This is a genomic window from Metabacillus sp. Hm71 (assembly GCF_051842955.2).
Lineage (GTDB): Bacteria > Bacillota > Bacilli > Bacillales > Bacillaceae > Metabacillus.
On the sequence record NZ_CM200278.1, the window covers coordinates 3841487 to 3856126 of the forward strand.

General features: G+C 38.2%; 11 protein-coding genes. 1 reads left to right on the forward strand and 10 read right to left on the reverse strand.

What is annotated here, in order from left to right; all coding sequences use genetic code 11:
• Window positions 1–36 precede the first annotated feature (36 nt).
• Window positions 37–1659 (reverse strand): M20/M25/M40 family metallo-hydrolase, encoded by a 1623-nt coding sequence (locus tag ACSVDH_RS19030; protein WP_439250255.1) that lies wholly within the window; start codon window positions 1657–1659, stop codon window positions 37–39.
• A gap of 248 nt (window positions 1660–1907) precedes the next feature.
• Window positions 1908–2840 carry a ribonuclease Z gene (rnz, locus tag ACSVDH_RS19035; RefSeq protein WP_299088149.1) on the reverse strand — a complete coding sequence of 311 codons (933 nt, stop codon included), beginning with the start codon at window positions 2838–2840 and terminating at the stop codon, window positions 1908–1910.
• A 418-nt stretch (window positions 2841–3258) separates the two neighbouring features.
• Here rnz and zwf point away from each other — a divergent pair, with 418 nt between their 5' ends.
• Complete coding sequence (gene zwf, locus ACSVDH_RS19040; RefSeq protein ID WP_299088147.1) at window positions 3259–4737, forward strand: glucose-6-phosphate dehydrogenase; 1479 nt, start codon at window positions 3259–3261, stop codon at window positions 4735–4737.
• Between the two features lie 485 nt (window positions 4738–5222).
• Here the strand turns inward: zwf and gnd are convergent, their stop codons facing one another.
• The 8 genes from gnd to mce form a co-directional block, all read right to left on the reverse strand.
• On the reverse strand, window positions 5223–6635 hold the full coding sequence (gene gnd / locus ACSVDH_RS19045) for an NADP-dependent phosphogluconate dehydrogenase (RefSeq protein WP_299088146.1): 1413 nt from the start codon (window positions 6633–6635) through the stop codon (window positions 5223–5225).
• Between the two features lie 161 nt (window positions 6636–6796).
• Window positions 6797–8032: a DNA polymerase IV gene (locus ACSVDH_RS19050; RefSeq protein ID WP_439250254.1), complete on the reverse strand. Its 1236-nt coding sequence runs from the start codon at window positions 8030–8032 to the stop codon at window positions 6797–6799.
• Between the two features lie 119 nt (window positions 8033–8151).
• On the reverse strand, window positions 8152–8637 hold the full coding sequence (locus tag ACSVDH_RS19055; RefSeq protein WP_439250253.1) for a chemotaxis protein CheW: 486 nt from the start codon (window positions 8635–8637) through the stop codon (window positions 8152–8154).
• A gap of 244 nt (window positions 8638–8881) precedes the next feature.
• Entirely contained in the window at window positions 8882–10045 is a 1164-nt protein-coding gene (locus ACSVDH_RS19060; protein ID WP_439250251.1) for an FtsW/RodA/SpoVE family cell cycle protein, read from the reverse strand.
• A 214-nt stretch (window positions 10046–10259) separates the two neighbouring features.
• A complete protein-coding gene (locus ACSVDH_RS19065; protein WP_439250249.1) occupies window positions 10260–11336 on the reverse strand; it encodes a YkwD family sporulation-associated protein in 1077 nt (358 codons plus the stop codon).
• A 167-nt stretch (window positions 11337–11503) separates the two neighbouring features.
• A complete protein-coding gene (locus ACSVDH_RS19070) occupies window positions 11504–12622 on the reverse strand; it encodes a M20/M25/M40 family metallo-hydrolase (RefSeq protein ID WP_439250248.1) in 1119 nt (372 codons plus the stop codon).
• Between the two features lie 14 nt (window positions 12623–12636).
• Window positions 12637–14190 carry an acyl-CoA carboxylase subunit beta gene (locus ACSVDH_RS19075; protein WP_439250247.1) on the reverse strand — a complete coding sequence of 518 codons (1554 nt, stop codon included), beginning with the start codon at window positions 14188–14190 and terminating at the stop codon, window positions 12637–12639.
• Window positions 14180–14602 carry a methylmalonyl-CoA epimerase gene (gene mce, locus ACSVDH_RS19080; protein WP_439250246.1) on the reverse strand — a complete coding sequence of 141 codons (423 nt, stop codon included), beginning with the start codon at window positions 14600–14602 and terminating at the stop codon, window positions 14180–14182. Before mce ends, ACSVDH_RS19075 begins: the two co-directional genes overlap by 11 nt.
• Between the last annotated feature and the right edge of the window lie 38 nt (window positions 14603–14640).

Here is a 14640-nt window from a genome sequence, read left to right on the forward strand (position 1 = left end):
AAATCCTAAATCCTGAGGCAACCTCACATACCTGTTTCACCCTTCAAAAATCGTTTTAATTGAAAAAGATAAAAGCTCTGGCAAAATTTCAAATGCATAAGGAATATGTAATCTTTCCGTCCATTTATGAGGATCTCTTCCAACCGGTCCAATATTTAATACAGGGATATTCAACCGTTGCATCTCGCTTAACGGCAAAGAGTATCCGTTTCCGTAAAGAGGCATATTGGCTGTTAATTGGGACAGAGCTTCTCCATTGTCGTTCAGCTGGACAAAGCTTAAATCACATAATCCCGGAAAGTAATTTTGCTGCTTAAGCTCAGTCTGATAGTTCTCCTTTGCATAGGCAATCACATGTTCAACTGTTTTTTGAATGAACGGGTTGCCTTTAGAGGATACTGAAGGATAATAAGGCGGACTATAAAAGATCACAATCATCGCTCCATATTCCTTACATAAGCCAACTAATTCTGCAACAACTCTTGTGGAAAGGCCTCGTTCATCTTCATCTCCATACTTTACCAATATTTCATTTATTCTTCGATCAATTTCTTTTGTACCATATTTTTTCTTTGCAATATGTAAAAGCTCTTTAAAGGTCAAAATTGTTACCTCCAGGTCTAATGGAGATAAAGAAATAAGTTTATGGTACTGTTGACTTCGCTTCTTATAAAACTCCTCAACGTTTAAAGCAGTCTCTTTTACTACTTGCAAAAGTTTATGATGAAGTTCGCTAACCGAGCCATTCATGATGAACAAATTATACATTGAAACGGATGCATGAGGAATTTGAACAGAATACTCCTCTTTTAAATCCCTCATCATTAAACTAGTAGGCGGAGGTGAGATTTCTTCTCCTTCCTGCTCACAAAACGCAGGATTCAATTCCATTAGACGGTTTAGCTCAGAAAGCAACAGATTTGCATTAAGTCCTGAAAATGGTTCCCCAGCATGTGTTTCAATACCGCTGCAGTAAAAGCTGGCTAGCACCTTTCCGAGAGAGCCTGTGTAAATATAATGGTTTTGATCATTAGGGAATTTTGCAAACATCGGTTCAGAATTAATACATGCTTTATAAGTTAAACCAAAGCGCTGCTTTAGTTCATCTAAAATAGGGACAGCACTTATCATGCCTGCTGAATTAACTTCTTCATCCGGAACTGAAACGAGTAATAGATTCCCCTTAAAATCTCCATGCATCGCCCTTTCTAACATGGCTAATTGGACAGCAAGACCTGCTTTCATATCCATGGTACCTCTGCCAAATAACCACTCACCACTTTCAAGATCCTCCCTTACTTGCTCAGATAATTGGGAGCTTCTCGCCTTTAGTTCATTTGTTAACTTAACAGGTTGACAGGATAAAGAGGATAAATCTCCATAATCCGTCACATCCACGACATCAAAGTGATTTATTAAAACAACCGTTTCGTTTGTAACCCCTTGATTTACCAATGCGGTTACAAAAGATCTCCCATCGTGAACAGGGTGAAGCTGTAGGAAATCAGGATGTTCTTTAAAATATTCTCGTTCTTTTAACAAATAATAGAGATATTTCCCTAAAGCAATCTCACCTTGCGATCCTGTTATACTAGCGTGCTCAACCAACTGAATTAATAGGTTAACCAATTGCTCTTTTGTTTGCCATCTCCCTTGCAAAGTGAACCACCTGCCAACTATTTTTTTCTCATTTTATTAAAAATATGGCTTTTGTTAAAGATCGTTTTTCTACTTTTTTTCATCACAAGAGAGGGCTGTTATTTGATCCATTTAGGCCAAGAACTGCAGCCAATCAACTAAGTGAAAAAATCCCCCTCACCAAAACAATACGAACGTAGCTGATAATAACGAAATAAAAAAGATAGGAACAAGCATTCATTTGCTTATCTTTTTAGTGGTTTTCGCATTCAATCCCGATGCTTTGGGATTTCAATTTGCATGAAATCTGATGCGATAGATGAATGAGGAAAAATGGCCTGTGCTTCTTCTTTTAGCGTTGCAACATCCTCTTCCGTTTGGTAACGAGAGCTTATATGTGTTAAGATAAGCTGCTTTGCATTTGACCGTTTCGCAATCAAGGCAGCTTGTTTGGTTGTAGAATGAAAATAATCGTAGGCAAGCTGTTCATCTGCTTCTGAAAGTGTTGCTTCGTGTATAAGCAGGTCAGCTTCCTTACAAAGCTCAATACTATTATCTGTGTATCGGGTATCTCCTAAAACCGCTACAACTCTCCCTTTTTGCTTCGGTCCTAAAAAGTCATTGCCATCAAGAATTGTTCCATCCTCAAGTTTAACCTTCTCCCCTGCTTTTAATCTTTGATAGATCGGCCCAGGCTTTATCGATAATGCTTTTAATTTATTGACAAGCAATGCTCCTGGTAAATCCTTTTCAATAACTCGATATCCGTAAGAATCAATCCCATGTTCCAGTTTTTTCGCAATAACCTGAAACTGATCATCTTCAAATACGGTCCCCTCTTCTACTACCACAAATTCGATTGGATAGGTAAGACGCGATTGACTAATGGAAAGAGAGGTACGAATAAATTCTTCAAGGCCTTCTGGTCCGTAAATTGTTAACAGGTCCTCTCCTCCTTGAAATGAACGACTGCTAATTAATCCAGGCAGTCCATAAATATGATCACCGTGCAGATGGGTAATAAATATCTTTTCAATTTTTCTTGGCTTAATCGATGTATGTAAAATTTGGTGTTGTGTTGCCTCACCGCAATCAAAAAGCCATATCGCTTTTCTTTCCTCAAGCAGCTGCAGGGCGATGCTCGTAACATTTCGAGCCTTTGCTGGTATCCCTGCCCCAGTCCCAAGAAACATGACATTCAAAACAACTTCCTCCTATGATCTCTTTCCTTTAGAATACATGATTTAACAGTAAAGTTAAACTATCAACATCTTGCAGTATTTGTCGGAAAAAGAAAAAAATAAGTCGATAAGACTTGACCTTTTATAGGTTGATTGAATAAAATAGACTGAATAATAAAAAGATTTTAATAAAATCAAGTGCTTTTAACACGATATTTTTCTTTTAATCGTTTATACTAGTACTTGAAAAGACAATTATGTTTGATTTACCCTACATTTACCTTTATTATTAAGTATTTGTAGAGGGTATTTTACAATCAGTGCTCTAAAATTCGAGCCATCCTTAAAAAAAGACATCTTGTCGGTTAAGGTATCGTTTTCATATACGAATTTTTCACTGATGAAGAAATAAATGCATTTGACAAAGTGAGGTACGAACGTGATTACACAAGAACAACCTAAATCTGTTATCGTTATTTTTGGAGCAACTGGTGATTTAGCAAAACGAAAGTTGTTTCCCTCTATCTACCACCTGGTACAAAACAACAAAATCGGTGAAGAATTTGCTGTTGTGGGTGTAGGAAGAAGACCTTGGACAAATGATGAGTTCCGCAGCAATGTTTCAGACTCGATCCAGACAGCAATGAAGGAATCCGTACAATTAGATGATTTCACATCACATTTTTATTATCATCCATTCGATGTAACGAATCCATCTTCCTATTTGGAACTGAATAATTTGTTAAATAAGCTGGATGATTCCTACCAAACAGAAGGGAATCGGATCTTTTATTTAGCTATGGCCCCAGAATTCTTTGGCACAATCGCTCAAAACCTGAAAAAAGAAGGGTTAACTGCAACAAAAGGCTGGAGTCGATTAGTCATCGAAAAACCATTTGGTCATGACCTGCCATCAGCTCAAAAACTGAACCAGGAAATCCGTGAAGCCTTTAATGAGGATCAAATTTATCGTATTGACCATTACTTAGGAAAAGAAATGGTACAAAACATTGAAGTAATCCGTTTCGCTAACGCTCTATTTGAACCATTATGGAACAATCGATACATATCGAATATCCAAGTGACATCAAGCGAAGTGTTAGGCGTTGAAGATCGCGGACGTTATTATGAAAACTCTGGTGCGTTGCGAGATATGCTTCAAAACCATATGCTGCAAATGGTGGCTTTACTAGCAATGGAACCGCCAATTAAACTAACGACAGATGAAATCAGAAGTGAAAAGGTAAAGGTTTTACGTGCACTCCGCCCTGTTAGTGAAGATGAGGTAGCTAATTACTTTGTTCGCGGTCAATATGCAGCCGGCCAATTAAATGATAAGCAATTAATTGGCTATCGCGAGGAAAATAATGTAGATGATGAATCTCAAACTGAAACCTATGTTGCCGGCAAGCTATTAATTGATAACTTCAGATGGGCTGGGGTTCCGTTCTACATCCGAACAGGAAAACGCATGGCAGCCAAATCAACAAAAATTGTTGTTCAATTTAAAGATATTCCAATGAATCTTTATTATAAAAAGGGAGAAACTGTTCCACCTAACTTACTAGTCATAAACATACAACCTGATGAAGGAATTACTCTTCAACTAAATGTGAAAAAAGATGGGGATGCTGGTGATTCTAAGCCGGTTAAATTGGATTTATCAAACAATTTCCTAGACGGCATTAACACACCGGAGGCTTATGAGAAGCTGCTTTACGATTGCATGCGTGGAGACGCAACGAATTTCACTCATTGGGATGAAGTTGCCTTATCTTGGTCATTCGTTGATCCAATTTCAGAAGCATGGAAAAAAGGGAAAGCACCGCTTACTACTTATCCTTCTGGTTCCATGGGACCAAAAGAAGCAGACGACATGCTTGAAGCAGACGGAAACCAATGGTGGCCGGTCAGCTAAACCTGCCTTTTTATTAAAAGTATCTTGAAATTATAGCACGTCATATTATTACAAGTAATACCTTCTACGATCTGAGCAAAAGCCGGTTGAGCCCTACTATAGAGCCTCAACCGGCTTTCTTATTGAATAAATCGAAAGCCATGTCATTTAATACTTTCTTAGAAGTGATCCCATCCATTAAAATTAATTTAGATTCCTCCTGCTGTCTCTTAAAAATGTGCGAATTGGCTCGTCTATTTGCCTCATACAAACGGTATATAAGCTGCAGAGGTATAAAAATGTATCATATAAAAAACGCGCCCTTGTATAACTCCTTAAATTGGTTTGAGCTGCTACTTTGTGAAGGCTCTTTATTATTTTTGTACCGAAACCTTTTAAAAAGGGAAATTCTAATTAATAATATTTTGTTACCGCTAGTAGAAAGGAATAAACAAAAAGGACAAGCTCCAATTTGTAGGGGCTTGTCCTTTAATAAGAATACGATCTTATTTTTCAATCCATTCTGTATGGAAAATACCTTCTTTATCAACACGTTGATATGTGTGAGCTCCAAAGTAATCACGTTGTGCTTGAAGCAAGTTAGCCGGTAATGTTTCTGAACGATAGCTGTCATAATAAGCAAGTGCTGAAGAGAAGCATGGTACTGGAACACCGTTTTCGATTGCAACAGCAAGAATTTGTCTTAATGCACCTTGGTAGCCTTCAACAATTTCTTTGAAATATGGATCTAATAACAGGTTCGCTAACGCTGGCTCACGGTCATATGCATCCTTAATTTTTTGCAAGAATGCCGCGCGAATAATACAACCACCGCGGAAGATCATTGCGATATCACCATATTTTAAATCCCAGTTGTATTCTTCAGAAGCTGCTCTCATTTGTGCAAAACCTTGTGCATAAGAGCAGATTTTGCTCATGTATAATGCCTTGCGAACCGCTTCAATAAGCTCTTCTTTGTTTCCTTCATATTGTGTTGCAGAAGGTCCTGAAAGAATTTTACTCGCTTTTTGACGCTCATCCTTCATTGCAGAAATAAAGCGTGCGAATACAGATTCTGTAATGATTGGAAGCGGCACACCTAAATCAAGCGCACTCTTACTTGTCCATTTACCAGTTCCTTTTTGGCCTGCTGTATCCAAAATAACATCAACAAGCGGTTTACCTGTTTCATCGTCTTTCTTCGTGAAAATATCAGCTGTTATTTCAATGAGATAGCTGTCTAACTCACCTTTATTCCATTCAGCAAATACTTCATGCAATTCATCAGCAGTTAATCCTAATACATTTTTCAATAAGAAGTAAGCTTCTGAGATTAATTGCATGTCGCCGTATTCAATTCCGTTATGAACCATTTTTACATAGTGGCCGGCTCCATCTGGACCAATGTAAGTACAGCATGGATCGCCATCAACTTTTGCAGAAATAGCTTCTAAAATAGGTTTGACAAGATCAAATGCTTCTTTTTGTCCGCCAGGCATAATTGAAGGTCCTTTTAATGCTCCTTCTTCACCGCCTGAAACCCCAGTTCCTATGAAATGGATTCCACTCTCTGCAAGATCTTTATTTCGACGTTGAGTATCTGTATATAACGTGTTACCACCGTCAATTAAAATGTCACCTTTATCAAGATGCGGTAAAAGCTGTTCAATAGTTGCATCTGTTGCAGTTCCAGCTTTAACCATTAATAGGATTTTACGAGGAGTTTCTAATGATTGAACAAATTCTTCAATGCTGTATGTACCAACAACATTTTTCCCTTTTGCTTCAGTTAGAAATTCTTCTGTTTTAGCTGCAGAACGGTTGAAAACTGCTACTGAAAAACCGCGGCTCTCAATATTTAACGCTAAGTTTTTTCCCATTACAGCTAAACCAATGACACCAATTTGTTGTTTCGACATTTGCTTACGTCCCTTCTAGTCCTTAGAGTATGTAAAGGTACTGACAAAATATGCCTGTTCCTTTTTGAAATTGACACACAATTCGAATTATTTATTATGACTACAATTGAAAATACCATAAGTATTAACTATATTTCAAGTAACAACATTCATGTAATCGCTTAATCTCTCAAAAAATCTTTATTAAAGCTTGTACCAGATGATAAATCCTCTTCTTGCTTCCCTTTTACCCCCCTTTTAATAAGTTGATTTCCATATTTTTGATTTATTTGGTCAATTACAGAAAGCAATGGCTCCTCCTTTGCATCATTTTCAAATGAGAATAAATCTAATTGTTTAACAGCATCATCTTTTTCAACTAAATCTTGCCCCGTGATCCCTAAAAGCCGAATTGGGTCCTCATTCCAGTGAGCAAAGAAAAGCTGTTTCGCTAACTCGTAGATCTCTTCTTCATCACCTATAGGATTCGCTAATTTTTTACTTCTAGTAATTGTTTTTAAATTTCCGTAGCGGATTGTGATAAAAATTTTAGTTGCTAGTACTTCCTTCCGCTTCATTCTTACCATGACAGAATGAGCAAGTTTTTTTAAAACATCACTTATTTCGTTTTCATTTGTCGTATCCTTCGCAAGTGTGGTTGAATTGCCAATACTTTTAAATTCATAAATGGATTCAGGATCAACGGCACGATTATCAATTCCCTTCGCACGTAGTTTTAATCGTTCGCCATTTATTCCGAGTAATGTTTTTAACTGTACGGTATCCCCATTTGCTAAATCATGTATCGTTTCAATGCCGATCGTATTCAGCTTTTCAGCGGTCTTCTCTCCCACACCATGGATCTGGGCAACTGGCAGTGGCCAAAGCTTTTCTGAAAGCTCACGTTTACGCAAAATAGTAATCCCCAGCGGTTTTTTCATATTCGAAGCCATCTTTGCTAAAAATTTATTTGGAGCCACCCCTATACTGCATGGAAGCAATAGTTCGTCCATTAAACGCTCCTGAATTATTTTCGGTATTTCTAACGGATTATCATTCATATAGTGTGTTATATCCATATACCCTTCATCAATGGATACCGGTTCGACAAGGTCTGTATATTCACGAAGCACATCGAACATGGCACGTGAAGCCCTGCGATAACGCTCAAAGTTTGGCTTTTTCACAATTAATTCCGGACATAATTTGCGGGCTTGCCATAGCGGCATCGTTGTTTTAATCCCTTTTGCCCGAGCTTCATAGCTGCATGTAACGATGATCCCCTTTCTCTCCTCAACATTGCCGGCAATCGCAAGCGGCTTCCCTTTAAGGGTTGGATCATATGAGATTTCAACCGATGCATAAAAGCTATTCATATCTACATGGAGAATAATTCGTCCGCTTCCAGAACGCTCCATCTTCCTTCACCACTTCAGTAAGAATGTTAGCATGATTTTACCATGATTAGAGAAAAAATGTTTCTACAATAACTTTTTCACGTTAAGTAAATGTAATTCTAGGCAATTTATCCTGTCTGTTATGGATTCAGACCCTTATGAGACAGCTCCTTTCTCATTCCTTCTTTAACAAGGGCAATTCCTTCAAGACTAGAAAGAAATAGATCCGGGTCAATCATTAAGATCAAACGATCATCAAGACTAGCAACATTCGTAAAATATTTTGTTGCCTGAAACGCTCCAATCGTGAATTGTTTTAAGGCATTTTCTTGGATATTTATTATTTCCCTTGCTTCCTTAACGATGATTGCTGCAGACATCTCTTCAGCCTGTACAACAATAAGCTTAACTTGCTCATCTATAGCCGTATCTTCGTGATAAAAAATTTGCTTGATATCCAAAACAGGAATAAATTCTCCTCTAACGTTTACGACTCCTTTCATATAAGATGGCATATTAGGAATAAAATTGATATGTTCTGGCTTTTCAATTGACATCACATGTCCGATCGGCAACGCATATTCTTCATAGCCAGCACGAAAAACAACTGCTTTTAACATATCCATTCGAAGCTCCCTCCACTTGTTCCATAAACCATGTTTCCTATGACTATCATACTATGTTCAAAAAGAGATGGGAAGAAAATATCTTTGAGTTGCCATAACCGTATAGCTGCATTTTTCTCTTGACACTTTTTAGATAAAATTACAGGTACATTTTATTACATGTTTAAGGAGGTAATTAAGAAAGCTCACTGTAAAGAAAAAACACATAGGTACTCAGCGAGTGCTCTTAGTGTTTTTATGCTGTTTAATCATCTTTTGAGAACAGATAATCTCTTTTCTTTAAAGAAATATTTAAAACCAGGCCTATTCCGATCATACTAGCCAAAACAGAGCTTCCTCCGTAACTCATTAACAGCAGAGGGATTCCTGTTATCGGCAGTAAACCAGATACCATTCCGATATTTTGAACAGAATGAAATGTAAAGAGAGCAACCATCCCAATGCAAATATAAAATTCAAATAAATTATTCCTTACATACATGCCAACCCCCAGCATGCGATAAATCATTAAAAAATATAAGATTACGACAAATGAGGCTCCGATAAATCCGAATTCCTCTGCAACAATGGTAAAAATAAAATCGGAATGTGCTTCAGGTGTATATACATCGCTGTTATGAAATCCTTTTCCGTCAACCATACCTGATCCAATCGCTAAAAGGGACTGTTTAAGCTGATATCCGATCCCCTCTGCATGTTGGAAAGGATCCAACCATGAATAAATCCTGTTTAATTGATACGTACCAAATATCGTTAATAAAAGATCCGAATTATAAATAAAAATGAATATAAGAGTACCTACTGCTGTAAGCATCAGTACAATTAATATGGCCATAATCCGCCAATTAACTCCTGACAAAAAAGTAATAGCGATCGAAATGACCAACATAACTAATGACGATCCAAAATCATTTTGCAGCAGAACTAATATGATGGGTGTTAATGAAACAGCGGCGATTTTAGCCAGCAACAATAAATCTTGTTTAATCGAATGCATCGGTGTTTTTTCATAATGGTTTTTTGTTATATTTGCCAACATCATAATTAAAAAGATTTTCATATATTCAGAGGGCTGAATCGACCCCAATCCTGGGACTATAAACCATGATTTTGCTCCATTCCGATACGGAGCAATTGATTCAGGTGCTACCAAAATTCCGATTAATAACGCAATTCCTAATCCGTAAAAAAAGGGTGTTATTTTACTAATTTGTTCAAAATCAAATAAAAAAATCACCGAAGCCACAAGTATACCTAGGATAAACCAGATGATTTGCTTTACCATAAAGTTTTCATCATATTGCGCATACTTTTGAGCACTAAAAATGCTGACACAGCTAGATATCATTAATAAAAATAAGAAAAAAACTAATGAAGCATCAAAATACCTATATTTTTGTGTGGACAAATTAATCACCATAATCGTAAATTTTATCGAGAGCTATCAGACTATGTATCTATATAAGAATAACATTTTGACTAGAAAAAATATACAAATCATAACATATTTCTCCTAAGAATTAACTCTCTATTTATTTGACGATTTAATCCGCATTATTGTTTCACTGAAAACAAATGGGGACAGTCCCAAACTATAGGACTGTCCCTTTTATACCTGCTCTTTATTTACCTATAAACATTTGTGTCCAGTGATGTCCATTGGCATCATAGCCAACGCCAATATGAGTAAAATCTCGGCTTAAAATATTTTTGCGGTGACCTTCACTATTCATCCATGCTTGGACAACTTGTTGAGGTGTTTGCTGACCTTGAGCAATATTTTCTCCAGCTGTTCTATACGTTACCCCAAAATCCCTCATCATATCGAATGGTGAACCATATGTTGGGCTAGTATGTGAGAAATAATTGTTTTGGCGCATATCCTCTGATTTCTTTTGAGCTACGCCACTTAACTGAGTATCTCCTTTCAGCGGAGGTAAGCCATTTTTTTGTCTTTCTGCATTTGTAAGCTCAATAACTTGTTGGGCCGCTTGGCTTATCCCTTGAGCAGGCTTTTGTGCTTCAGGCTTTTGTGCTTGATTCGCTTGTTGTTGTTCTCTTTGTTCTGGTTGTTGCTGTGGTGCCGGCGCCTGCTGTTGTTCTCTTTGTTCTGGCTGTTGCTGTTGTGCCGGTGCCTGCTGTTGTTCTCTTTGTTCTGGCTGTTGCTGTTGTGCTGGTGCCTGCTGTTGTTCTCTTTGTTCCGGCTGTTGCTGAGGTACTTGTGCTTGGTTCTGTTGTTGTGGACGCTGTAGCTGTCCTTGTTGGGCAAATTGACGTGCCCTTTGCTCAGCTTGCTGTCTAAACTGTTGGATATATTTTTCAGCCTGTCGCTGTGCCTCTTCTTGATTATCTGCTTGGACAAACTTAAATTTAGCATCTTGTACCGTTATTGCTTTTGTATGCGGGTATTTGTTACTATCGATATCAGTTTTGGTACTGGAAATCTCCAAACCATTTTGCTCATTATTGCGGTTTATCTCTTGATTCCTGTTATCGCGATCCCACATGCCCCTAAACTCATTTTCGTCATTAACATCTCTTACGAAAGGGACATTATCTCTCCCGTTATAATTGACGTTCTCAGCAACATCTATTTGATCATTTTCATCATTTCGATCCATTGCCTCGTTATTATTACATGCTACAAGCCCGGCAACAAGCGCACCTGTAACAAGCAAGCTTATTTTCTTTTTTATCAATTGAAACCCCTCCTTGATCTAGATTAGGTACCTTTTTATTTTCTTAAGTAATGAAAAAAATATTGATGGTAATAATCATGAAAAATGGAGGATCAATTCTTATTTAGTTAATCTTGTAAGTTTTTTAAGGGGAAATAAAAAGAACGCAAAAAGCGCTCTTTTTTAATTTATTCTGCTACCTCTTGAATGATGGCTACAACGAGTTCAGCTGTTTTTTCCAGCTCTTCAATCGGCATTTTTTCATTTGTCGTATGGATTTCTTCATAACCCACCGCAAGGTTTACAGTTGGAATTCCATTTCCTGCAATAACATTGGCATCACTTCCGCCGCCGCTTGTTTGAAGCTCGCTTTCACGTCCAATCCGAGCCGCTGCGCGTTTAGCTACCTCAACGACATGATCCCCATCTCCAAATTTAAAACCAGGATACATGACTTCAATATCAACCTCTGCACGTCCGCCCATTTCATTGGCAACCTCCTCAAAGGAATCCTTCATGATTTTCACTTGTGCTTCCATTTTTTCAGGAACCAATGAACGGGCTTCTGCAAGAATATGTACCAGATCACACACGATATTTGTTTGTGTTCCACCTTCAAATCGGCCAATATTAGCTGTCGTTTCATGGTCAATTCTGCCTAATGGCATTTTGGCAATTGCTTTTGCAGCAATAGTAATGGCGGATACCCCTTTTTCCGGTGCAACCCCTGCATGTGCCGTTTTACCATAAATCGTTGCTTTCACCTTTGCCTGAGTAGGTGCGGCAACAATAATGGTTCCGACTTTACCATCACTGTCTAGGGCATAACCATATTTTGCTGTCATTAACGCTGGATCAAGAGCCTTTGCTCCAACTAAGCCTGATTCTTCACCAGCCGTTATGACAAACTCAATCTTACCGTGAGGAATGTTTTGTTCTTTTAACGTTTTTATCGCTTCCAGCATTGCCGCTAACCCTGCTTTATCATCGGCACCGAGAATGGTTGTCCCATCTGTTACCACATAGCCGTCCTTAATGCTAGGCTTGATACCTTTACCTGGTACAACCGTGTCCATATGTGATGTAAAATAGATGGTATCAACATTATCTTTTGTTGCTGCCAATGTACATACTAAATTACCAGCTCCATGACCTGTAACTCCAGTTGTGTCATCCTCAACTACATCTAAGCCTAGGGCAGTAAACTTTTCCTTCAATACTTTTGCAATCTCCCCTTCAAACTTTGTTTCTGAATCAATTTGCACAAGCTCTAAAAACTCATCAAGCAAGCGTTGTTTATTAATCATTTCAACTTTACCTCCTAAAGGGGAATGTTCCCGTGTTTTTTATTTGGTCTTAACTCCTGTTTTGTTCTAAGCATGTCCAGAGCTTGGATCAGCTTAATTCTTGTATCCCTTGGGTCAATAACATCGTCAACCATTCCCTGACTTGCTGCAACATAGGGATTTGCAAACTTTTCACGATATTCTTTAATTTTTTCTGTTCTTGTTTGTTCAGGGGTGTCACTATTCTCTATTTCCTTTGAAAAAATAATGGATGCAGCCCCTTGAGGACCCATAACAGCAATTTCAGCATTTGGCCATGCATAGACTAAATCTGCGCCAATTGATTTACTGTTCAAGGCTACATAAGCTCCTCCATATGCTTTTCTTAAGATGATGGTCAACTTCGGAACTGTTGCCTCAGAGTAGGCATATAAAATTTTAGCACCGTGGCGAATAATCCCTCCGTGCTCTTGTTTAACACCAGGAAAGAAGCCTGTTACATCCTCAAATGTAATCAGCGGAATTTGAAAAGAATCACAAAAACGGATAAATCTAGCGGCTTTATCTGATGAATCAATATCCAAACCGCCAGCCATATATTTCGGTTGATTACAAACAAGACCAACGACCTCGCCTTTTATTCTTGCTAAACCGATGACAATGTTTTTTGCAAAATCCTTTTGAATTTCTAAAAATGAACCGTCATCAACAACCTGATGAATGACGATGCGAACATCATAAGGTCGTATGGCATCGAAGGGAATTAAATCAGTTAAGTCCGGACGATATTCATCCTTTTCGGTATACGGCAAGATTGGAGGTTTTTCCTGATTATTTTGCGGCAAATAGCTTAACAGCATTCGAACTTGAAGTAGAACCTCTTCTTCTGATGAACCTGAGAAATGCGCGTTGCCGCTAATCGTATTATGTACATAAGCTCCTCCTAAATCCTCAGAACTTATTTTTTCACCTGTTACGGTTTCAATTACCTTTGGCCCAGTAATAAACATTTGACTTGTTTGTTCGACCATAAACACAAAATCAGTGATAGCTGGTGAATACACCGCCCCTCCTGCACATGGCCCAAGAATGACTGACAACTGTGGAATGACACCAGAATAAATCGTATTACGGTAAAAAATTTGCCCGTACCCATCTAATGATACCACACCTTCTTGAATTCTCGCACCGCCCGAGTCATTCAAGCCAATAAATGGCGTACCATTTTTTGCAGCCAGATCCATAACCGCTGCGATTTTTTTCGCATGCATTTCACCTAGAGCACCGCCAAATACAGTAAAATCCTGGGAAAATAAATAAATCGGCCTCCCGTTCACTTTTCCATAACCTGTAACCACACCATCACCAGGTCCTTTTTTATCATGTAAGCCAAAATCACTGCAACGATGCTGAATAAATGGGTTTAATTCAACAAATGTCCCCTCATCAACAAGTAAGTTTATCCGTTCCCTGGCCGTCAGCTTTCCTTTTTCATGCTGCTTGTTAATTTTATCATCACCGCCGCCCAGCTCAACTTCACGCCTTTTTTCATATAATTCATTTATTTTTTCGTAAATATCATTGCTCATCATCTTCACCCCGTTGTTTTTCACATAGCTCGACTAACACATTATTTGCTTCTTTAGGATGTAAAAAGGCAATCATTGCTTGTGCCGCACCAATTCGTGGCTTTTCATCAATTAGCTGGATCCCTTTCTCCTTTAAATCCTTTAGACGTGCTTCTAAGTCAGAAACACCAAAGGCAATATGATGGATCCCTTCACCCTTTTTAGAAAGAAACCTAGCAATCGCGCTTTCTTCGGACATTGGTTCTAATAGTTCGATTTTAGTATCACCGGCCGTTAAGAAAGCAACCCTAACCTGCTGTGATGGCACTTCTTCATAACCAAGCAATTGCAGCTGTAAAACATCCTTATAAAAAGGCAAAACATTTTCTATTGATTGAACTGCTATACCGATATGATCAACTTTATTCACCATTTGCCGAATTCCCCCGCCTTCTTGTAAACGTTATCACA

What these genes read in the sequence shown, in the direction of transcription:
- ACSVDH_RS19055 (WP_439250253.1), bottom strand. Translation starts at nt 8,637, where the DNA reads ATGGATATGTTAAAAGCAGTTGTTTTTCGTGCTGGCTATGAAGAATAT.
- mce (WP_439250246.1), bottom strand. Translation starts at nt 14,602, where the DNA reads ATGGTGAATAAAGTTGATCATATCGGTATAGCAGTTCAATCAATAGAA.
- ACSVDH_RS19075 (WP_439250247.1), bottom strand. Translation starts at nt 14,190, where the DNA reads ATGAGCAATGATATTTACGAAAAAATAAATGAATTATATGAAAAAAGG.
- ACSVDH_RS19070 (WP_439250248.1), bottom strand. Translation starts at nt 12,622, where the DNA reads ATGATTAATAAACAACGCTTGCTTGATGAGTTTTTAGAGCTTGTGCAA.
- gnd (WP_299088146.1), bottom strand. Translation starts at nt 6,635, where the DNA reads ATGTCGAAACAACAAATTGGTGTCATTGGTTTAGCTGTAATGGGAAAA.
- ACSVDH_RS19050 (WP_439250254.1), bottom strand. Translation starts at nt 8,032, where the DNA reads ATGGAGCGTTCTGGAAGCGGACGAATTATTCTCCATGTAGATATGAAT.